This window comes from Desulfosporosinus orientis DSM 765 (assembly GCF_000235605.1).
GTDB lineage: Bacteria > Bacillota > Desulfitobacteriia > Desulfitobacteriales > Desulfitobacteriaceae > Desulfosporosinus > Desulfosporosinus orientis.
On sequence record NC_016584.1, the window covers coordinates 2,180,418 to 2,200,537 of the forward strand.

A 20,120-nucleotide genomic window follows, 5' to 3' on the forward strand; every position below is an offset into this window, starting at 1 on the left:
TTAGTGTGAAGCGCAGAGTTGTGATTACCGGCCTGGGACCGGCAACGGCCCTGGGAATCGGTAAAAAGGATTTTTTCGCTAGTATTTTTGGTTTAAAAACCTGTATAACTGAGATTCCTAAGAGTTATGAAGAGAATTATAGCTTTAAATCCCGTTACTTAGTTCCCAAACCCAAGGTTTCCCTCACAGATCTGGGCTTGCCTAAATCAGTAGAGGGAATGATGGAGGAAGCCTCTAAGCTCTTTGTCTTATGTACGAAGCTGGCTTTAGAAGATGCCGGCTTACAGGTCCGTCCCGGTGAAAAGTACTGGCAAGTAGAGGGCTTGGAAGAATGCCCGACAATAATAGGCATTGGTATGAGCAGTTTGCAGACGGCCTTCGATTCCTATACCGCTCATATTGCTGATTCAGCAAACCCCGACGCTCCCAGATTTAACCGCATGGTGATTCCTATGCTCATGACCAACTCTCCGGCTGCTTGGATATCTATCTTATTTGCTCTGAAAGGGTTTAGTTATACCCTCAATGCTTCCTGTGCTTCCGGAAGTTATGCTGTGGGGGAGGCTTACAGAGCCATCGCTCAAGGCCGGTGCAATACCATTATCACAGGCGGTGTGGAGGTGCTGGCAGAACGCACTGGAGCAATTATGAGAGGTTTTGACATGATGGCAGCTTTGACTAAAGCGGATGACGGCAGACCACAGCCCTTTTCCCAGCAAAGAAGCGGTTTTCTGTTTAATGAAGGGGCTGGTTGTGCTCTTATCTTAGAGGAGCTAAATAAGGCTCGCAGCAGGGGGGCAGATATTTATGCCGAAATTGTTGGCTTCGAAGGGGGCAGTGATGCCTACAGCATTGTTCAGATGGAGCCCGGAGGCATGAAGATACAGGGTCTTTTGGAGAAGGTTTGCCAAGGGATTCGGATTGACTATTTTAATGCCCATGGTACAGGAACTGCTGCCAATGATGCTGTTGAATCTGAGGTGATCCAGGGTTTTTTTGGGGATAAGATCAATCAGCCCTATATTAATTCGACAAAAGGGATTCTGGGGCACAGCATTGGGGCCAGCGGAGCATTGGAGGCGGCTGTTGCTGCAGTATCCATCAAGGAATCCCGAATTCATGGCAACTTAACGGCAGAACCTTTGGCAAATTTGAATCTTCCCTTGGAGACGATCTCTGCTCCCATCAAGTATGCTTTGTCTGCGTCTTACGGATTTGGCGGCCATAATGCAGCGCTTCTTTTCAAAAGGTATGAAGACAATGAATAACAACAGGGTCATGATTACGGGAGCGACTGGCTTTATTGGCAGTCATATCACAAGGTGTTTTTGTGAAAATCAGGTCAAGGTGGGCTGCCTGATCAGAAAAGAAAGCAGCCTCGTTAATATTGAGGGGTTAGATGTTGAATTAAAAACCGGGGATTTAAGGAATATTGAGGAATTGACAAGAGCCTTCAGGGGCTATGACTGGGTCATTCACAATGCAGCCAAAGTGGCGGATTGGGGAAATTACGAAGAATTCTATCAAACCAATGTTGTCGGTACCGTGAATGTGTTGATTGCCTGCCTGCAGGCCGGAATAAAGAACGTTTTGCTGACCGGGTCCAATTCAGTTTATGGCGAAGAAAATTCCTTCTCAGTTAAGGACGAAGAATCCCCGTATCAGTCTCACTACCCTTATTTTGGAGATTTCCTTTTTCCCTGCAAGTTAAACTACTACCGGGACACGAAAGCTTTAGCTAAGGAAGCTGCCTTGTTGTTTGCTGCAAAGCATGGCTTAAACCTGACAATCTTAGAGCCGGTTTGGGTTTATGGGGAGAGGGAATTTAACACAGGATTTTATGAATATTTAAAGACCGCCAAGTCGGGTATTCCCTTTGTACCGGGAAGGAAAGAGAACAAATTTCATGTAATCTATGCCGGAGATTTAGCCAGGGCATTTTTTCTCGCCTACTTAAAGCAGTTGCCGGGTATTCATACTTTTCTTATCGGTAATGAGAGGCCGGAAAGCATGGATGCTATTTACCGCCTATTCTGCTCTGAAGCCGGATTAAAAAAGCCTGGGAATCTTCCTAAACCCCTCATCTATCCCCTGGCATTTATGATGGAACTTTTCTTTACCCTGGCCCGGGCTAAAAAGCCGCCGCTTCTGACCAGGGGCAGAGTAAACATGTTTTATGACAATATTGAGTTCTCAGTGGAAAAAGCCAGGGAAATCCTGGGTTTCAGAAATTCCTTCACCCTTGAGGAAGGCGTCAGGAGAACCGTATTCTGGTATAAAGAGAAAGGTCTGATTTGAACCATTCAGATTGAAAGGGGGTTAAGTTTTGTTAAAGGTGAGGAATGTAACAGGGGCAGGGAAAGGCGTCTTTGAACTTAGGCTGAAACTTAGCGTCTTTTGCTGTTTTCTCCCCCAAGTGTGGAAGAGGGAGCTTTCCTTGAGAAGATTTATACTGCTGTTAAGAAGGCTTTTGCTTTTTCTGTCCAGGATGAAGCATAATAAATATGTCACCATCGACGGCAAGACGAGAATCGGGTTGTATATCCCGGGCTTTCCTTCGGCGGCTTTTCAAACGGCTTGCCGGAAATTCCGTCAATTTGAGGAGAAGATGCCCTGTACCACAGTTTTAGTGTCCGTTACCTCAGCCTGCCCTTATCACTGCCGGCATTGTTATCAAAAATTTGACCGGGGGCCGGATGTGGATATTCAAGTGCTGACGGGGGTGGTCAGGAGGCTGCAGGAAATGGGGATTGCTTTTTTTAACATTGAAGGCGGTGAACCTTTCTTTGCTTATGAACGCTTAAGGCAGATTTGCTTGGTTATCGATGAACGCTCGGAAATTTGGATTAATTCCACCGGTGCCGGCATGACTTTAAAGAGGCTAAGGGAATTAAAGGGGCTTGGTGTGACGGCTGTCATGTTTTCTATGCACAGTCCCCAAGCCCAGGCTTTCAATGATTTTTTAGGCAAGGATTCTGCCTGGGATACTATGGCCGAGGGCGTCCGGCTCTGCCATGAAGCGGGCTTAGCTGTAGCTTTTAACACCTGTTTACTGCGTGAGGATTTTTATAACGGTACCTTTGAAAATATCATGGCCAGGGCTAAAGAATTTAAGGCTTGTTATGTGCAGATTATTAAACCAAAACCGGCGGGAGGCTGGCTGGAAAACCGGGAGCATGAATTCACGGCCTCAGATATCCGCCTGATTAAAGAAAAAGTGAATCGCTACAATCTGGATAAGCGATTTGCCGGCTATCCTGCTATCTCAGCACAAATTATGGAGGAAGATCCTTTTGTTTTCGGCTGTACGGCAGGAGGCACGGACCGCTTTTATATTAATGCCAAGGGGGATTTACAGCCTTGTGAATTTTTGAATATTTCCTTTGGCAATATTGGGGCGGATTCTTTTGCAGAGATTTATCAAACCATGCGCAGCTGTTTTCCCTGGGGGGGAGAGAATTACCTGTGCGAAAGCTGCAGCCGGGAGATTCATTATCTTTATCAGGAGAATGGCTTGAAATCCTTGCCCCTGACTCTGGAACTCTCGAAGAGAATTTATACTTCCTGGGAGCGGGGAAAGGCGGCGGATTTATATGAGAAGCTGGAGAGATTACGCTAGAAGAATGATCTATTGATCGGCATAGTTCTGGAGATCATTGTTAACATTGTATTGCGTTTGTATTTCATTGACACGGGGTATCCAATGAATTAACCGTTCTTGAATGGCTCCATCCTCAACTTTATCCACAAGGAGCACTTGATTTTCACTGAGCTGGATACCGATCTTATACTGGTCATTCCGAGTATCGGCGCTGACAATAATTCCTTCATAAGGTTCTTTGCTATAGGGAGCATCTTTAAGAAAAGCCTCTTTGCTCATTAACTGGCCATTAACTTTAGTCATGATTAATCTCCTTCATATTTTTTCTAACAGTATTTTATCCAGCTTCCTTAGTTCTATGTAGTTCAGCTTCACACAAGTGTTTCCTGGCACAGTTTAAGTGCCTGGGGACCCTTGTGTTTTATTATGTAACCAAACTGTCCCTGGGAACATAAATAAAAGTGAGACAAGGATTTAAGATTTGGAAGGGGATATAAGCCTTGAGAAAGTATTTATGTAAGAAAGATCAACATGATGAAAGAGATTACCTTTATGCCAGACTGCCAATAAGAAAAGATCTCCCCAGTGAGATAGACTTACGAAGCGGCTGCTCTCCCGTTGTCGATCAAGGAGAGCTAGGGTCTTGTACTGCTAACGCTATTGGGTCCGGTTTGCGTGAATACTTGGAGATAAAAAATATGCAAACCAATGTGCCCTTATCCAGGCTTTTTCTTTATTATCACGAAAGACTGCTAGAGGGCACAGTGGATGAAGATTCCGGGGCGGAAATTCGTGATGGGATAAAAGTATTAAAAAAGCTGGGTATCTGTTCAGAAGCCTTATGGCCATATGAAGTAAGTCAATTTACCGTTGCCCCTTCCGCTGAAGCGGAAACGGAAGCCGGGAGGTTTAAGATTGACAGCTACCAAAGACTTCGCACGATTTACGATGTTCAGAGATGTCTGGCGGAAGGGTATCCCGTTGTGATGGGGATGTCTGTTTATGAATCCTTTGAATCAGACAGGGTTGCCCAATCAGGAATTGTTCCTAGCCCCAGGGCAGGGGAAGAAGTTCTTGGCGGGCATGCCATGCTCATCGTGGGATATAAAAAAATGGGGCTAAGGCAATGCTTTATCGTCCGCAATTCATGGGGAGAAAGCTGGGGTGATAAGGGGTATTGCTATATTCCTGCTAAATTTATTAACAATGGAATTATATTTGATCTGTGGACTGCTCGTTAGCAGGAATGTATTATTAAGCCTTGGCAGTAAACAAAAAGATATGATGCTGCATAAACTGGAATTGGAAATAAATAACAAAATTAGAAGGAGGTAGTAATAGTATGTATGGATATGGTGGTGCTTGTGGCGGTGGCTACGGATTAGGAGCAGGAATTATTGCCATCGCAATTCTTATTCTAATTGCTCTGGGTGTAATTTTTTAATTAAATGAAAAAATCTAAGATAGGGAGGAATGAATGATGGCTTTCGGAGCAGGTGTAGCTGGTGAAGGTGGTTATGGTTTGGGTGCCGGAATCGCAATCGTAGTGGTAATTATCTTGTTATTGATTGCTATGGGGATCGTCTTCTAATATCAGTTTTAATAAACGGCATTACCGAAGCAACTCTCAGCGCCAAAAGCTGAGAGTTACTTTTTGTTCATATGATTTCTAGAACAAGGTTTGATTTGGGTAAGCTCACTGTCATAGTTGTTCCTGATGGGGAAGTGTCGGAAACCCAGATTTTGCCTCTATGCATTTGGATAATTTGATAACAGATGGATAGGCCTAAGCCGGCACCATCGTCTTTAGTTGTATAAAAAGGATCAAAAACATGGGGCAAATCCTGAGGATTAATACCTGATCCGGAATCAATAAAATGAACGTCGATGGTATCCTTACAATCAACGGATTGGATGATTAGCTTTCCTCCGCCATGCATTGCCTGAATAGAGTTCAATATCAAATTGACAAAGACTTGTTTTATACGATCCATGTCAATGTTTAGCATAGGAAGGCCGGGTTCAAACTTCTTCTCAAGCTCTATTTTGTTTTGTCTTAACATTGGATAAGTAAAGGTAAGAACGGATTCTAATAAACTATTCAGATTAACAGGGCTGACAATGGGTTTACTGGGACGACCAAAGTCTAAGAGCTCTTTGATGACTCGATTTCCTCGGTCTACTTGTTCACAAATAACCTGGGTATATTCTTGCAAATCTGGTTGACTTTTAAATTCTCCTTCCATGACTTGAACGGTGGCTTTAACAATGCCTAGAGGATTTCTTAATTCATGGGCAATTCCGGTGACAAGACGACCAAGAGCTACCAGTCTTTCAGAGCGCATTAATTCTTCTTCTAAGCGTTTCTTCTCTTTCAGATTATCCGCCATAGTATTAATGGCTTGGACTACTTCCCCAATTTCCCCCGGTAAAGAAGGAAGTCTTTTTTCACTATCTTCCTGCATACTTAGAATCCCGTTTTTGATAATTTGCACCTCGTTAGCCAAGTTATGAATCACATAAAGTGCAGCTCCAAGACCAAGAATTAATCCCAAAAGAGTTAAGCAGCGGGCAATGATGCTGAATTGCCGGCTCTGGGCAAAAACAGGATGAACCTGTTCGTCTGCCCAGGCAATGGCAACAAGCCGTTCACCTTCCACGACAGGCATTAAATATTCAAATGTTTGGTTGCCAAGGGAACCGGTAATACGGGAAAGGGGTTTTTTGGTAGCATTCACCGCCACTAATCCTGAGGAAGCTTCGTCTAAAACCCGATTTTCTCTTGCTTTGATTTCTTCAGGGGTTTGAGGCCGGTATTGATGGAGAAATCCGTAAACGAAAAGGTCATTTGTTTCGGGAATGTAGAGTCCCAGCCGTACTCCCGGGTTGGCATCAGCTAGTGGTTTGGCGACTTCGAAGGCATTGGCAATGAGACGGGTATCCTCTGGAGTAAGAGGAGAGTGGAATTCTGCATTCCAGCGCTGAAGTGATTCGTTTAACCCCTGAATGGTAGCGTTGACCATGGTTCCCAATCGTTCTTCTTTGGTTTTTAGAAGCATTTCATCTTTAACACCTGAGAAGAAGATATCATAGACCATCACCAATATGGGAATTAGCATGATGGCAGAAAATGTGACCATGATTTGAGTTGCAAAGGATGTATTCTTTAAAATTCTCAACATAAATAATACCCCCTAAGCGTGTGAATTCAGACAATTCACACGCAGCTGTCTAATAACAAACAAGAGGAAACGGGTGTTAGGAAGGGCTTAGATTCAAGGATTTGCCGGGTTCTTATTGGCGATAAAATACGGCCCAGGTGTGTGGGCGGCAGATTCACTGTCTGAAAACATACAAAACCATCAAAAAAAGGCCTAAAAATATTGGCACAAAAATTGCACTGAATATCTTGTGTATTTAAATAATAGAGCGAATAAGTTCTAGGTTTGGGGGGCAATTTGATGACCATGGATCAATTCAGTGAGTGGGTTCAAAGTGTTTTTGATTCCTGCAATATTCATAATGAGCTTGAAACGAGGGAACTAATCATAGAGGTCATGAGAAAATTCCATTCCTTATACAAAAGTATTTGATAATTTGGCAGCTTACTTAAACTATGAAAGGTGGAATCGGCGTGAGAAGTGTCGTGTTGAATGAATATTCAAATTCAAGTGTGAAAATGATCCGGGAATCTGGAGATCAATCCAGCCCTATTTGGTTATTAGTGAATTCTAGGTATCCCAATGATGTCTTCGACATTTGGACGCCAATATTATATGAGATTCAAGATCGGGTATATCGTAAGCTGCATGGGAGAATTGATAGGGGAAGAATCTATATCATGTATGCTTCCAGCAATATTGGCAGAGTTTCCATTCCCTCAAAACCTTTGCCTGCAGAAGCTGCAACGGAAATTGTTGAATTAAGAAAAAGCGTGCTCCAACACCAGCCTAAACTGCTGATTACCTTTGGGACGATTACGAACGAGTTAGTACGGCGTGTCTTTGATCAGCAGGCAGAGGATGGTCCCAACTACTGGAAGACTACAAACCTGGAAGATGAATTCCAACGATCCATCATGAATTTTGATATTAACCGAACCAATTGGATACCTCTGATTCGCAAGGTAAAGGGCAGGAAAAGCCTGCAAGATTGGGAAGAAAGTGAACGTTATTTTCGTGAGGCGGCAATAAATATTGCTGATAAAATAATCGAACACAAAGATAGTCTAAATCTTTGGATTTAAAAGAAGGGGTGATTTAAATGAAATGCTTTTGGGATTTTCTGGTTTTCTTTGGTCATTGGCTTTGGCACACGGATGATTTAACACTGGAGGAAAGCTAATTAACGGTTCTTGTCATAACTTAATTTGGTACTTCTGAGCCCTATATAAAAGTGCAGACCTAGTTAGCCCTAAAAGTTGAGCCGCTTTGGTTTGATTGCCGGTACTTTTTTCAAGTGCTTTAAGAATCAACTCTTTCTCCACATTATCAAAGGAGATGCCCTGATCAGGAAAGTTGAGAATCAAACCTTGAGCGGCAGTGTTTTCTTTCTTTTGAATTTCATTCGGTAAATGATGGACTTTAATGTCATTACCTTGAGATAGGATAATAGCTCGTTCAATAACGTTCTGTAACTCACGGATATTCCCCGGCCACTCGTAGGTCATTAACTTTTCCATTGTTTCGGGAGAAATCAGCTGTTCTTGAGAAGGGTTGAATTTTTGCAGGAAGTGCATGGTCAGCAAAGGGATGTCTTCTATTCTCTGCCTTAAGGGAGGGACATGAATCGGCAATACATTTAAGCGATAATACAGGTCCTCGCGAAACGTCCCTTTTTTGACACAATCTAAAGGATCTCGATTGGTAGCCGCAATGACCCGGACGTCGATTTTAATACTTTCGGTGCCTCCGACCCTCTCAAACTGCCGGTCTTGAAGTACCCGCAGCAATTTTACCTGCATCGACGGCGGCATTTCCGTGACCTCATCCAGGAATAAGGTTCCTTTATCCGCCAATTCAAAACGACCGATTTTCCGAACCACGGCACCGGTGAAAGCACCTTTTTCATGACCAAATAACTCACTTTCCAATAATGACTCCGGCAGTGCTGCGCAATTAATGGGCACAAATGGTTTGTCCCTGCGGTAGCTCAGGTTGTGAATGGAAAGAGCCGTAACTTCTTTACCTGTCCCGCTTTCACCGGTAATTAATACCGTAGCATTGCTGTCGGCTACTTTTTCCACAAGAGTGTTAACATCCTGAATGGCAGGACTATTGCCTAAAATCCGCCCATGTTGTTTGTTTAGTTCAGATCGTAAAAAAACCACTTCTTCCCGTAAACGACTAACCATTAAAGCTTGTTTGATGATTATTTTAAGTTCGTTAAGATCAAAGGGTTTGGTGATATAGTCCGTAGCCCCCAATTTCATAGCTTCGATGGCTGTATCAATAGAACCATGGGCCGTAATAATGATCACCGGCAGTTTGGGAATAAGATCTCTGGCTTTAACCAATAGTTCTAATCCATCCATGCCAGGCATTTTTAGATCAAGAATTACTAAGGACGGTGTTTCATTCTGAATGAGTTCCAGACCTTTTTTGCCTTGAGTAGTCGTCAGCACCTGATAACCCTCCTGACGGAGGCCTTTATCAAGAGCCCAACATAGATGTTCCTCATCGTCGATCACAAGCAACTTATTCACGTAAAACACTTCCTTTAGGTTTCCATGTGACTATACTCACAATTAAAGTATCATTACTGACATTCACTGTCTACAGGAAATCAATATCTTCATAATCAGGATACGTAATTACGAAATTTAAGTCCCGGGATTCGAAATATTTAAACCTAACAACTGACATGGTTAATATAAGCATGAGACTAAAGGTAAACTGTACCTTATAGTTTGGATCACAGCTGCTTTTCTGTGTCCATTCTGGAGGGTACAGTTTACCCCTTTCTTTATGTTTTTTCTGGAATTACATCGAGCTATTAAGGTGATACTAATTGTCAGGCGATGATATCGAAATTTAGGAGGGGGCATAAGAGTGCTGAAATTATTTAAGTATTTAAAACCCTATTCAGCAATGCTTGCCGGTGCATTGGTTCTGATCTTTATACAGACCTTAGGAGATTTGTACCTGCCGACCTTAATGTCGGATATTATTAATGATGGAGTTATGAAAGGTGATACAAAGAAGATTATGAGTATTGGAGGATATATGCTCTTGGTTGCCGCCGGAGGGGCTCTGAGTTCTATATTAGCCAGTTTCTTTTCATCCCGATCAGCGGTGGGCTTGGGTACGATCTTGCGCAGCAAAGTGTTTAGAGTAGTTGAGAGTTATTCCCTCCACGAATTTGATAAAATCGGAACCGCAACTCTCATAACCCGAACCACTAATGATATTAACCAGATTCAGATGGTCACCGTCATGATTTTGCGCATGATGGTCAGTGCTCCTATGATGGCCATCGGAGGTGTTATTATGGCTTTACAGGAAGACAAAGAACTTACCTGGGTCCTGGCTGTCGCTATACCTATACTGGCTGTTGTTATTGCTTTAATTGCTTCGAGAATGATACCCCTATTTCGCTTAGTACAAGTGAAAATTGATAAGATTAATCTTGTTCTGCGGGAGAAACTTACAGGAATTCGCGTGATTCGTGCTTTTAATACCGTAGATTTTGAGATGAAACGATTTGATGAAGCAAATGTTGATCTCACGGATAATTACATAAAAGTCAATAAAATCATGGCTTTTATGATGCCGTCCATTATGCTGGTTATGAATATGACCTCCTTAGCTGTTCTTTGGTTTGGCGGAATTCGCATCAGCAACGGCAGCATGGATCTGGGGGCTCTTTCGGCGTTTACTCAATATGCTATGCAAATTATGTTTTCCATGCTGATGCTTTCTCTTATGTTTATTATGGTTCCCAGGGCGCAGGCAGCCGCCGTAAGAATTAATGAAGTTTTAGATACGGTTCCTGAAATTACTGACCCCAAAGAAACTATAAACTCTTTTGCAGAAAAAGGGCATGTCCAATTTAAAGATGTAACGTTTTCTTACCATGGTGCTGAAATGCCAGCTTTGCAAAACATATCCTTTAGTGCTCATCCTGGGCAGGTGACAGCGATTATCGGCAGTACGGGTTCCGGTAAATCCACCCTCATTAACTTAATTCCAAGATTTTATGATGTGGATAAAGGAAGTATTCTAATTGATGGGGTGGATGTACGGGAGATATCTCAGGAAACCTTGCGCCGGAAGATAGGATTTGTACCTCAAAAAGCCCAGTTATTTTCGGGAACCATCAGTGAGAATATTCGCTTTGGTAATGAAAAAATTACGGATGAAGAAATAAGACATGCTGCAGACATTGCCCAGGCTAGGGAATTTATCGACAATTTTGACGAAGGATTTGAGCATCGCATTACCCAAGGAGGTACGAATGTTTCCGGGGGACAGAAACAACGCCTTTCCATCGCCCGCGCCTTAGCCCGAAAGCCGGAAGTCTATATTTTTGACGATAGTTTTTCTGCTCTGGATTTTAAAACCGATGCCAAGCTGCGGGCAGCTCTGAAACGGGAGATTGCCGAAGAAACGGTGATTATTGTTGCCCAGAGAGTAGGGACGGTTATGGATGCGGATAATATTATTGTTTTAGATAAAGGGCAGATAGCCGGAATGGGAACCCATAATGAATTGTTAGCCACCTGTGAGGTCTATCGGGAGATCGTTGCATCACAGCTGTCAGAGGAGGAAATTGCATGAGTGAGGAAAGGAGACCCCAAGGACCCGGTCCCAGACATGGAGGAGGCGGGGGATTTGGCGGGGGTTTTGGAGCCCCGGTCCAAAAAGCTAAGAATTTCAAAGGAAGTTTAAAACGGCTGATCCGCTATTTAAAGCCGCATAAGATAAACTTGATTATTGTTGTTATATTTGCCGTTGCCAGCACTATTTTTACCATAGTTGCTCCCAAAGTGGCTGCTAAGGCCATGAATAAGCTGCAAGACGGTTATATGGCTAAGATGATGATTCAGCAAATGACTGCTGTACAGAATCAAGTGGTTCAGCAAATCAACGAGCAAATGAAACTAATGCAAAATCAGTCCTTGGCCGGCGGAAAAACCCCACAGATACCTACCGACGCTGAAACTCTTAATGCTTTGCAAGAGTTTATGAAGCTGCCCATGTTGAGTACGGTAACGGACCCCAATCAGAAAGCTGATATCATCCAAAAAATGTTGGCTTTAAGTCAAAAAATGCCTGCAAGCTCTCAAACGGGGAAAGGAACCATAACATTAACCCAGGATCAGATTAACGGAGTTATTCGGGCTATCCGTGAAACCAATGGAAAGTATGATTTTGACTACATTGGCATGATTGTCTTGATTCTATTAGGAATGTATTTCATCAGTGCGGTCTTTAGTTTGATTATGGGTCTGGTTATGTCAGGTGTATCTCAAAGAACAGTTAGGGATATGCGCAGGCAGGTTGATCTTAAGCTAAGCAAATTGCCGTTAAAATATTTTGATAAACATCCCCACGGCGATATTTTAAGCCGTGTAACCAATGATATTGATACCATCGCAACCACTTTGCAGCAAAGTTTAACCCAAGTCATTACCTCAATCTTTACAATTATTGGCTATATAATCATGATGCTGACCATTAGCCCTGTTCTAACTCTCATAGTCTTTGTGACCCTACCTCTCTATATTATTTCCACGACTGCGATCGCCAAAAAATCTCAGAAATACTTTGCTGCTCAGCAGAAAGAATTGGGCCAACTCAGCGGTCATGTTGAAGAAATGTATACAGGGCATAAAATTGTCAAAGTCTTTGGCAGGGAAAAAGATTCTATAGAAACATTTGAGCGGATCAATGAACGTTTAAACACTGCCGGCTGGAAAGCGCAATTCATTTCCGGTATTATGTTTCCGCTGATGAATTTTATCAGCAATCTGGGGTATGTAGGTATCAGTATTGTCGGCGGAATATGGATCACCCGGAACTTACTTGGTTTAGGAGATATTTTAGCCTTTATTCAATATTCCAGGTCATTTACCATGCCCATTACGCAAACGGCCAATATTGCCAATGTCATACAATCCACAGTAGCCTGTGCGGAACGTGTCTTCGAAATTCTTGATGAAGAAGAAGAAATTCCTGACAAAGCCAATGCCCAAGTTATGGACATGCCCAAAGGCCGGGTTAGTTTTGAGCACGTGGCATTCAGCTATGAAAAAGATGAACCATTAATAGAAGATATGAACTTAGAAGTTAAACCTGGTCATACCGTCGCCATTGTCGGACCCACCGGCGCGGGCAAGACCACTCTGGTTAACCTGCTCATGCGCTTTTATGAAATTGATGAGGGCGCTATCAGAATCGATGGAGTTGATATTAGGGATATCAGACGAAGTGAATTAAGACAAATGTTTGGCATGGTACTCCAGGATACCTGGCTGTTTAACGGTACAATTAAAGATAATATTGCTTATGGGAAACAAGGAGCCACCATGGAGGACATCGTACAGGCGGCGGAGGCGGCTCACGCCGATCATTTTATCAGAACGTTGCCGGATGGGTACGATACGATTCTCAATGAAGAGGCGACCAATATCTCTCAGGGTCAAAAACAGCTGCTGACTATAGCCCGGGCCATTCTGGCAGATCCGACAATCCTGATTCTTGACGAAGCCACCAGTAGTGTGGATACAAGAACGGAAGTATTGATCCAAAAGGCCATGAACAATCTCATGCAAGACCGAACGAATTTTGTCATAGCCCACAGGCTGTCAACAATTCGTGACTCAGAACTGATCCTGGTGATGAACCAAGGCAAAATTGTCGAGATGGGCAACCATCAAGAACTCCTTGCGAAAGGCGGTTTTTATGCAGATCTTTATTACAGCCAGTTTTCAGAACAAAGTTTGGGAGCGTAAGCAGTTGGCTGCGCTCCCATTTGGCGCAGCGTCAGGGGGTGCTGTTTAATTAATATTATCTAAATTATAAATTTTAAGAAAATTTAATATTGACATACTAGTCGATAATGATAGAATATAGGAAACAGGCTAATGCATATACTTGTATATACAGGTATATGTAACCGACAAAATCATAAAGGAGAGAATGAGTATGCTAGATTTAGAGGTGTTGACACGAGCTATCGGAGATCTTGATGAGGGACAGGTGGTAAAGCTATTAGAAGAGTTTGTTGCCTCCAACCCGAGTATTAATGAAGCAAACCAGGTAGTAGGGGCATGTCAGCGAGGAATGAGCATCGTAGGGGATTTTTATGAAAAGAAAGAGTACTATGTCGGTGACCTTATTTTTGCTGGTGAACTCCTAAATCAAGCAATTACGATTTTGAAACCGGTTATTGGCGGGGAAAATACCAGTAAGATAGGCAGTATCGTTGTCGGAACTGTTCAAGGGGATATGCACGATATCGGCAAAAATATTTTTGCCAGTATGGTCGGAGCGGCAGGTTTTGAAGTTTATGATCTTGGCATTGATGTACCTCCCGCTGCCTTTGTCGAAAAGGTTAAAGAGGTTAAGCCTTTGATTTTAGGAATGAGCGGTGTGCTCACCTTAGCCATAGATTCCATGAAAGCAACGGTTGAAGCTTTAAACCATGAGGGTATAAGAGACCAGGTAAAAGTCATCATTGGCGGAAATCCTGTTACAGAGGAGGCCTGCAAACAGATTGGGGCGGATACGTTTACAACCAATGCTGCTGAAGGTGTAAAAATTTGTCAAGGGTGGGTGAAATAAGATGTCCGAGATCAAGTCATTATCTGAGGAAAGAACACAACTATTTATCGATTTAATGGATGGTAAAATTCCTAAGCGAGTTCCTGTTGTTGGGGGTTTTACTCATGAATTTGCCATACAATATGCAGGCAAGGATTTAAAAGAGGTTCAGTGGGATACAACGGATTTAGAAGCTAGTTTCGAAAAAGTATGTAAGGATTTTTATTCTGATCTATTACCGGTTTCTGCCTTTCGCATGCCTTCTTTTTACCAAATCCTCGGTTCCAGAAATTTTGTCATGGGCTCTAACGGCTTTTTGCAGCACCCTGAAGTCGAAGGGCTGCGCTTAGAGGATTATGACGACTTCATTGCCTCACCCTATAACTGTATCGTAGAAAAGGTTTTGCCAAATTTATACTCGGAACTTAATTCTGATCCCGTAACTAGGTCCCTCGTCATGGCTAAGGCTTTCAAAGCTTATACGGACGAAAACAACAATCTGTTTAGAATCTATGGAAATCTAATCAATAAGTGCAGCTATGGTACGGTTACCTTTTATGCAGCTTTCTGCGAAGCACCTTTTGATATTTTGACAGATCAATTGAGAGGCTTTAAAAATATTTCCCTAGATGTTAGAAGAATTCCTGATAAGGTAGAAGCTGCTGTTAATGCGGTTACTCCTTTGATGATCAGAATGGGGGCTCAGCGTTTTCCTAGTAAGTACAATGCAACCTTTATTCCTTTACACATGGCGCCTTATCTCAGGGACAAGGATTTTCAGCGTTTCTATTGGCCGGGCTTTAAAAAGCTTGTTGAAGGTTTGGCGGCAAACGGACTTCGCTCAAATCTTTTTGTTGAACAAGACTGGATGAGGTATTTGGATTATTTAGAGGAGCTTCCGGCCGGAACGATTATGACCTTTGAGTATGGTGATCCTAAGGTTGTTAAAGAAAAGCTGGGAGGTAAGCATATTATCAGCGGATTCTATCCTCTAACCCTCTTAAAAACCGGAACAAAACAAGAGTGTATTGACAAAGCGAAAGAGCTCATCGACATATTAGCACCCGGTGGCGGTTATTTCTTTGGTTTTGATAAAGCTATTATTACTTTAGACAGTGTCAATGTGGACAATACGAAGGCTGTTTTGGATTATGTTGCCAATAACGCTGCTTATTAAAGGGAGGGATTCTAGATGAACACAAATTACTATAAAACTTGGGAAGAGTATCTTGCTGAACATCCGGAAATAGATGAAAAAGAGGCTCAGGTGATGGCTCCTAAAATGCAGTCCTATGAAGAAGAGTTGTTTGCCTTTGTTATGTTTCTCTGCGGATAAGAGAAATAAATAGGGAGGGAGCCAGAGGGCTCTCTCCCCATTTCAGACAACTTGACGCAACATGAAAGGAGCTTGGTTATGATCATTATCGGAGAAAAAATTAACGGAACAATCCCTAGTGTAAAGGATGCTATTGCTGACAGGAATGAAGACTTTATTCGTAACCTTGCTATAATACAGACAGAAGCGGGAGCTGATTATCTTGACGTGTGTGCCGGTACTGCTCCTGAAGTTGAAACAGAGACACTAACCTGGCTGATGAAGGTTGTTCAGGATACTGTTGATACACCTTTATGTATTGACAGTCCCAATACCCGGGTGATTAAGGAAGTCTTGAACCTTGCCAAACATCCCGGACTCATTAACTCTGTTTCTGCGGAGGGGGATAAATGTGAGATTATTTTTCCCTTGATTGAGGGTACTGACTGGCAGGTTATCGCCTTAACTTGTGATAACAAGGGTATTCCTTCAAATGTAGAGACAAGAGTGGAAATTTGTAAACTATTGGTTGAAAAGGCTCAGGCCCATGGGATAACGCCGGATAGAATACACATTGATCCTCTGGTATTAGCTCTGTCGGCTGATAATAAATCCTTACTGAATTTCACCGAAACCTTAAAACAGGTAAAAGAATTATATCCTACTATTAAAGTCACTTCGGGATTAAGCAATATATCTTTTGGTATGCCATTACGGAAAGTGGTCAATCAAGGCTTTCTGACCATTGCGATGTATGCAGGCATGGATTCCGCAATTCTTGATCCATCCAACAGAGAGATGTTAGCAACGATTTTGGCGACGGAAGCCTTATTGGGCAGAGATCGATTATGCAGGAATTTCTCCAATGCTTTCCGAAAGAACAAGATTGGGCCTCTTAAAAGTTAAAACATTCGTCTGAGAATTATGCCGCATTGACAAACATTTTTTAGGGCAATAAGATATTCATAACGATACCGCTGATACCTGTTTATTGGAGGGTGCAATGAAGGACGTTTTCGAATCGAAAGAACTTCTGGTTAGTTGTGTGGAGCAACTGGAAGAAAAAAAGGTACTGGAGCTCGCTAAACAGGCTTTAGAGCAAGGAATGAATCCTTTAGCCTTGATTAATTTGATAATTGAAGGTATGAATCGGGTTGGGAAACGTTATGAAAATAAGGATTATTATATAGCGGATTTAATCATGGCAGGTATTATCTTCCGAGAAGTGCTGGGGTTGAGTGCCATAACATCTTACTCCAGCAATCACTACAAAAATAAACGGGGCAAAGTTCTAATTGGTACGGTAAAAGATGATATTCATGATATTGGCAAGGAAATTTTCAGGGCATTACTGGAGACCCATGGTTTTGAAGTTATTGATCTGGGCGTAGATGTCTCCGGAGAGACATTTGTACAAAAGGCAATAGAGTATCAGCCGCAAATTATCGGACTGAGCGGTGTTTTAACAAATACCTTGGATCAAATGAAGCAAGTTGTGGATGAATTTACGAAAGCTGGTCTAAGAGATAAGGTCAAGATTATTGCAGGAGCAAATTATCTTAACCCTCATGGATGCCATTATATTGGTGCCGATGGTTTCGCAACGGAAGCATCGAAAGGTATAGAAATCTGTCTTGAGTGGACGACCAGTCACAACGGGATGGGAGAAATTTACAATGACTAATCCCGTGTATATCCGGATTGTTGAGGATATAAAACACAAAATTAATAATGGCAGTTTAAAACCTAGTGATGCGGTGCCTTCTGAGAATGCTCTCTGTAAAGAATACGGGGCCAGCCGGATGACGATTAGGAAAGGTCTTTCTGTTTTGGCGAAGGATGGGTATATTTATTCCATTCCGGGCAAGGGCAGTTTTGTAAGAATGCCTGAGCTTAATAAATACACCATCTTTTATGATGAAATGAAGAATTCCATTAACACCGTGGATCAGTCACGATTGTTAGAAGTCACGATTATCATGCCTGACGAAAAACTAGCCGGTGAACTTCAAACAACCAGAAATAAGAATGTTGTTGTGATCCGCAGGCTCTTTTATACAGAAGGTAAACCCATAGCTTATGATATTAAATACCTGCTTTATTCCAAAGGGATGCCTATTGTCGAAAAGGAAATAGAACAAGCTACTTTTCCCGAAATCATTTCCGGGAGTATGTCCGCATTTTCTCTCAAGAAGGAATTAACCATCTATGCCCAGATTCCCGATAAGGAAATTAAGAACCATTTAAATATTTATGATGAATTGGCACTACTCGTGGTGGAACAAAAAATATACAACGAGGACAATAAGCCCATGGGCTTATGTGTGACGTATTTTCGCGGAGATTATATTAAGCTGAAAGGAAACAGCGAATAGAACTTTCAGAGCCTTGATAAATATAACTGCATCGATAATGATGCAGTTACTTTTTTCACCCATGATAAGGTTTGTGCACTATGGCGGCTTCGTTCTTTACCTAGGATATAGATGGGAGGAATTTTCTTGAAATACGTTAATATTATATTCCAACCTGGAAGTATCGGCATCCAGGTGGAAACAGGTACCACTATTATGAAAGCTATGAATCAGGCAGAACTAAGAGCGGATTTTCCCTGCGGGGGAGTGGGCAAATGCGGAAAGTGCCGTGTTAAAGTCTTGGCAGGCTCGGGAGAACTTACAGCAAGTGAAAAGGATCGACTTACGATCCAGGAACAAGAGGAAGGAATTCGCCTGGCTTGTCTTGCTGAAATTCATGAGAATATGATTGTCGAACTATTAAGTCCCCAACAGTTACAACATCATATTCTCATGGATGCTTTAGACAGGCCCTTTTATCTTAACGCAAATGTCATAAAGCAATTTGTTGAAGTTAAGGAGCCTTCGCTTAGTAACCACAAGTCAGACTGGCAGCGCCTGAAGGATGCACTTGCTATTTATGGCTATGCTGAACATCAATTACAGGTTTGTCTCCCCATATTACGTCAATTGCCTGAGACTATAAAACAAGGGGAGGGCAAATTAACGGCGGTATTGCTAGGTTTAGAAGTAGTCGGGGTCGAAGCGGGGGATACCTCTGCAAACCTATGGGGGATGGCCTTCGATATTGGAACGACAACGATAGTAGGATACTTGATGGATTTAATCTCCGGAAAGGAACTTATAGCTGTATCCACCCTTAATCCCCAGGCTCAATATGGAGGGGATGTCATATCTCGAATCACCTTTGCGGGAAACCGTGAAGGGATGGAGAGGCTCCATAGGGCTGTAACGGTTGCGGTTAACGGGCTCATCGGGGAAGCTGTCGAAAGGGTGGGCGGAAAGAGAGAAAATCTCTATGCAATCTCAATTGCTGCCAATACAACCATGCATCACCTTTTCTTAGGAGTAAATCCTCGCAGCATAGGAGTTTCACCCTACGTTTCAGCCTTTAACCAAGGGCTTGTGGTCAACGCTTTTGAATTAGGACTAGAAATCAATAGAGCAGGGCAGGTTTATGCTTTACCAAACATTGCAGGCTTTGTAGGAGCTGATACAACGGCTGTGTTACTAGCCTCTGAACCGGAAAAACGTGACTATGTCACTCTCATTTTAGACATTGGAACCAACGGAGAAATCGTCTTGGCTTCGAATAAAAAAATGGTTGCTTGCTCTGCTGCCGCAGGACCAGCCTTTGAAGGAGCCCAGATTACCAACGGCATGAGGGGGGCGATAGGGGCTATCGACCACATTTCCTTTGGGGAAAATATGGAGTTCAGCGTGATTGGAGGAGGAAAACCTGCAGGTATCTGTGGTTCAGCTCTCCTGGATGGAGTGGCTGGATTTGTGGAGTTGGGGATGATTAATAAACGGGGTAAATTTTTGGAACCGGATGAACTTACCAAGACTCATTCACTAAGATTTAAAGAGAGACTGATTGAATATGACGGAGCTTGGGCATTCCTGATTGCAGATGCCGTTGAAACCGTTCATGGCAGGCCAATTATGATTACTCAGAATGATATCCGTGAGCTTCAGTTAGCCAAAGGAGCTATTATGGCAGGTGTTAAGATTCTGATGGAGACCAGCGGCAGTCAGTTTGACGATGTTAAAGAAGTGTTGCTGGCTGGAGCCTTTGGGAATTACCTCAATCCTCACAGTGCTTGTGTTATAGGATTAATTCCTAAGGAGCTGGAAGGGAAAATAAGGATGATCGGCAATGCCGCCGGTACAGGGGCAAAGATAGCCTTACTTTCAGCAGATGAGTTTTCCAGAGCAGATAACCTGGCTGATTCAGTATCCTTCATTGAGCTGGGCAGTTACTCTAAATTTAATAGGATTTTTGCTGAAAATACCTACTTCCAGTTAGATTAACGACAGAGGAATTATTTACCGCTCAAGGCGCAAACTATGGCAGGAATTCAAGCTAAACATGTTGAAGCCTATATTGCTGGATATAGTTT

The 20,120-nt window shown here is 42.6% G+C and carries 18 protein-coding genes; 15 read left to right on the plus strand and 3 right to left on the minus strand.

Annotation, left to right across the window (positions count from 1 at the left end; genetic code table 11):
- Positions 1 to 5: 5 nt before the first annotated feature.
- The 3 genes from DESOR_RS10080 to DESOR_RS10090 all read left to right on the plus strand — a co-directional run bounded on the left by DESOR_RS10080 (position 6) and on the right by DESOR_RS10090 (position 3,619).
- A complete protein-coding gene (locus tag DESOR_RS10080) occupies positions 6 to 1,268 on the plus strand; it encodes a beta-ketoacyl-[acyl-carrier-protein] synthase family protein (RefSeq protein WP_014184490.1) in 1,263 nt (420 codons plus the stop codon).
- Entirely contained in the window at positions 1,261 to 2,298 is a 1,038-nt protein-coding gene (locus DESOR_RS10085; RefSeq protein ID WP_042331044.1) for an NAD-dependent epimerase/dehydratase family protein, read from the plus strand. Before DESOR_RS10080 ends, DESOR_RS10085 begins: the two co-directional genes overlap by 8 nt.
- Before the next feature lie 190 nt (positions 2,299 to 2,488).
- Positions 2,489 to 3,619, plus strand: coding sequence for a radical SAM/SPASM domain-containing protein (locus DESOR_RS10090; protein WP_242832486.1), 1,131 nt, complete (start codon positions 2,489 to 2,491; stop codon positions 3,617 to 3,619).
- 9 nt (positions 3,620 to 3,628) lie between these two features.
- Here DESOR_RS10090 and DESOR_RS10095 read toward each other — a convergent pair whose 3' ends face one another.
- The gene (locus DESOR_RS10095) at positions 3,629 to 3,904 is read right to left on the minus strand and encodes a hypothetical protein (RefSeq protein WP_014184493.1); all 276 of its coding nucleotides are present in this window, start codon (positions 3,902 to 3,904) and stop codon (positions 3,629 to 3,631) included.
- 197 nt (positions 3,905 to 4,101) lie between these two features.
- Here DESOR_RS10095 and DESOR_RS10100 point away from each other — a divergent pair, with 197 nt between their 5' ends.
- Positions 4,102 to 4,842, plus strand: a complete 741-nt coding sequence (locus DESOR_RS10100; protein WP_014184494.1) for a C1 family peptidase — start codon at positions 4,102 to 4,104, stop codon at positions 4,840 to 4,842.
- 417 nt (positions 4,843 to 5,259) lie between these two features.
- On the opposite strand, the gene DESOR_RS10110 is transcribed toward DESOR_RS10100, so the two are convergent.
- The gene (locus DESOR_RS10110) at positions 5,260 to 6,783 is read right to left on the minus strand and encodes an ATP-binding protein (protein WP_014184497.1); all 1,524 of its coding nucleotides are present in this window, start codon (positions 6,781 to 6,783) and stop codon (positions 5,260 to 5,262) included.
- Positions 6,784 to 7,062: 279 nt separating this feature from the next.
- On the opposite strand from DESOR_RS10110, the gene DESOR_RS30585 reads away from it, so the two are divergent.
- Positions 7,063 to 7,194 carry a hypothetical protein gene (locus DESOR_RS30585; RefSeq protein WP_014184498.1) on the plus strand — a complete coding sequence of 44 codons (132 nt, stop codon included), beginning with the start codon at positions 7,063 to 7,065 and terminating at the stop codon, positions 7,192 to 7,194.
- A gap of 41 nt (positions 7,195 to 7,235) precedes the next feature.
- Positions 7,236 to 7,847 carry a hypothetical protein gene (locus tag DESOR_RS10115; protein ID WP_014184499.1) on the plus strand — a complete coding sequence of 204 codons (612 nt, stop codon included), beginning with the start codon at positions 7,236 to 7,238 and terminating at the stop codon, positions 7,845 to 7,847.
- Between the two features lie 111 nt (positions 7,848 to 7,958).
- Here DESOR_RS10115 and DESOR_RS10120 read toward each other — a convergent pair whose 3' ends face one another.
- Positions 7,959 to 9,305, minus strand: coding sequence for a sigma-54-dependent transcriptional regulator (locus DESOR_RS10120; protein WP_014184500.1), 1,347 nt, complete (start codon positions 9,303 to 9,305; stop codon positions 7,959 to 7,961).
- A gap of 346 nt (positions 9,306 to 9,651) precedes the next feature.
- Here DESOR_RS10120 and DESOR_RS10125 point away from each other — a divergent pair, with 346 nt between their 5' ends.
- From DESOR_RS10125 to DESOR_RS10160, 9 genes are all read left to right on the plus strand, one after another.
- Entirely contained in the window at positions 9,652 to 11,379 is a 1,728-nt protein-coding gene (locus DESOR_RS10125; protein WP_014184501.1) for an ABC transporter ATP-binding protein, read from the plus strand.
- On the plus strand, positions 11,376 to 13,556 hold the full coding sequence (locus DESOR_RS10130) for an ABC transporter ATP-binding protein (RefSeq protein ID WP_014184502.1): 2,181 nt from the start codon (positions 11,376 to 11,378) through the stop codon (positions 13,554 to 13,556). Before DESOR_RS10125 ends, DESOR_RS10130 begins: the two co-directional genes overlap by 4 nt.
- 193 nt (positions 13,557 to 13,749) lie before the next feature.
- Positions 13,750 to 14,388 carry a cobalamin B12-binding domain-containing protein gene (locus tag DESOR_RS10135; RefSeq protein WP_014184503.1) on the plus strand — a complete coding sequence of 213 codons (639 nt, stop codon included), beginning with the start codon at positions 13,750 to 13,752 and terminating at the stop codon, positions 14,386 to 14,388.
- Position 14,389: 1 nt separating this feature from the next.
- Complete coding sequence (locus DESOR_RS10140; protein ID WP_014184504.1) at positions 14,390 to 15,544, plus strand: uroporphyrinogen decarboxylase family protein; 1,155 nt, start codon at positions 14,390 to 14,392, stop codon at positions 15,542 to 15,544.
- Positions 15,545 to 15,559: 15 nt separating this feature from the next.
- Positions 15,560 to 15,703: a hypothetical protein gene (locus tag DESOR_RS29680; RefSeq protein WP_014184505.1), complete on the plus strand. Its 144-nt coding sequence runs from the start codon at positions 15,560 to 15,562 to the stop codon at positions 15,701 to 15,703.
- Positions 15,704 to 15,781: 78 nt separating this feature from the next.
- Positions 15,782 to 16,588: a methyltetrahydrofolate cobalamin methyltransferase gene (locus DESOR_RS10145; protein ID WP_014184506.1), complete on the plus strand. Its 807-nt coding sequence runs from the start codon at positions 15,782 to 15,784 to the stop codon at positions 16,586 to 16,588.
- A gap of 97 nt (positions 16,589 to 16,685) precedes the next feature.
- The gene (locus DESOR_RS10150; RefSeq protein WP_014184507.1) at positions 16,686 to 17,366 is read left to right on the plus strand and encodes a cobalamin B12-binding domain-containing protein; all 681 of its coding nucleotides are present in this window, start codon (positions 16,686 to 16,688) and stop codon (positions 17,364 to 17,366) included.
- Entirely contained in the window at positions 17,359 to 18,057 is a 699-nt protein-coding gene (locus DESOR_RS10155; RefSeq protein WP_014184508.1) for a GntR family transcriptional regulator, read from the plus strand. The genes DESOR_RS10150 and DESOR_RS10155 overlap by 8 nt, the downstream gene beginning before the upstream one ends.
- 126 nt (positions 18,058 to 18,183) lie before the next feature.
- A complete protein-coding gene (locus DESOR_RS10160) occupies positions 18,184 to 20,031 on the plus strand; it encodes an ASKHA domain-containing protein (RefSeq protein ID WP_014184509.1) in 1,848 nt (615 codons plus the stop codon).
- The last annotated feature ends 89 nt before the right edge of the window (positions 20,032 to 20,120 follow it).

What these genes read in the sequence shown, in the direction of transcription:
- DESOR_RS10085 (WP_042331044.1), top strand. Translation starts at nt 1,261, where the DNA reads ATGAATAACAACAGGGTCATGATTACGGGAGCGACTGGCTTTATTGGC.
- DESOR_RS10090 (WP_242832486.1), top strand. Translation starts at nt 2,489, where the DNA reads ATGAAGCATAATAAATATGTCACCATCGACGGCAAGACGAGAATCGGG.
- DESOR_RS10095 (WP_014184493.1), bottom strand. Translation starts at nt 3,904, where the DNA reads ATGACTAAAGTTAATGGCCAGTTAATGAGCAAAGAGGCTTTTCTTAAA.
- DESOR_RS10110 (WP_014184497.1), bottom strand. Translation starts at nt 6,783, where the DNA reads ATGTTGAGAATTTTAAAGAATACATCCTTTGCAACTCAAATCATGGTC.
- DESOR_RS30585 (WP_014184498.1), top strand. Translation starts at nt 7,063, where the DNA reads ATGACCATGGATCAATTCAGTGAGTGGGTTCAAAGTGTTTTTGATTCC.
- DESOR_RS10130 (WP_014184502.1), top strand. Translation starts at nt 11,376, where the DNA reads ATGAGTGAGGAAAGGAGACCCCAAGGACCCGGTCCCAGACATGGAGGA.
- DESOR_RS10135 (WP_014184503.1), top strand. Translation starts at nt 13,750, where the DNA reads ATGCTAGATTTAGAGGTGTTGACACGAGCTATCGGAGATCTTGATGAG.
- DESOR_RS10140 (WP_014184504.1), top strand. Translation starts at nt 14,390, where the DNA reads ATGTCCGAGATCAAGTCATTATCTGAGGAAAGAACACAACTATTTATC.
- DESOR_RS29680 (WP_014184505.1), top strand. Translation starts at nt 15,560, where the DNA reads ATGAACACAAATTACTATAAAACTTGGGAAGAGTATCTTGCTGAACAT.
- DESOR_RS10145 (WP_014184506.1), top strand. Translation starts at nt 15,782, where the DNA reads ATGATCATTATCGGAGAAAAAATTAACGGAACAATCCCTAGTGTAAAG.
- DESOR_RS10150 (WP_014184507.1), top strand. Translation starts at nt 16,686, where the DNA reads ATGAAGGACGTTTTCGAATCGAAAGAACTTCTGGTTAGTTGTGTGGAG.
- DESOR_RS10155 (WP_014184508.1), top strand. Translation starts at nt 17,359, where the DNA reads ATGACTAATCCCGTGTATATCCGGATTGTTGAGGATATAAAACACAAA.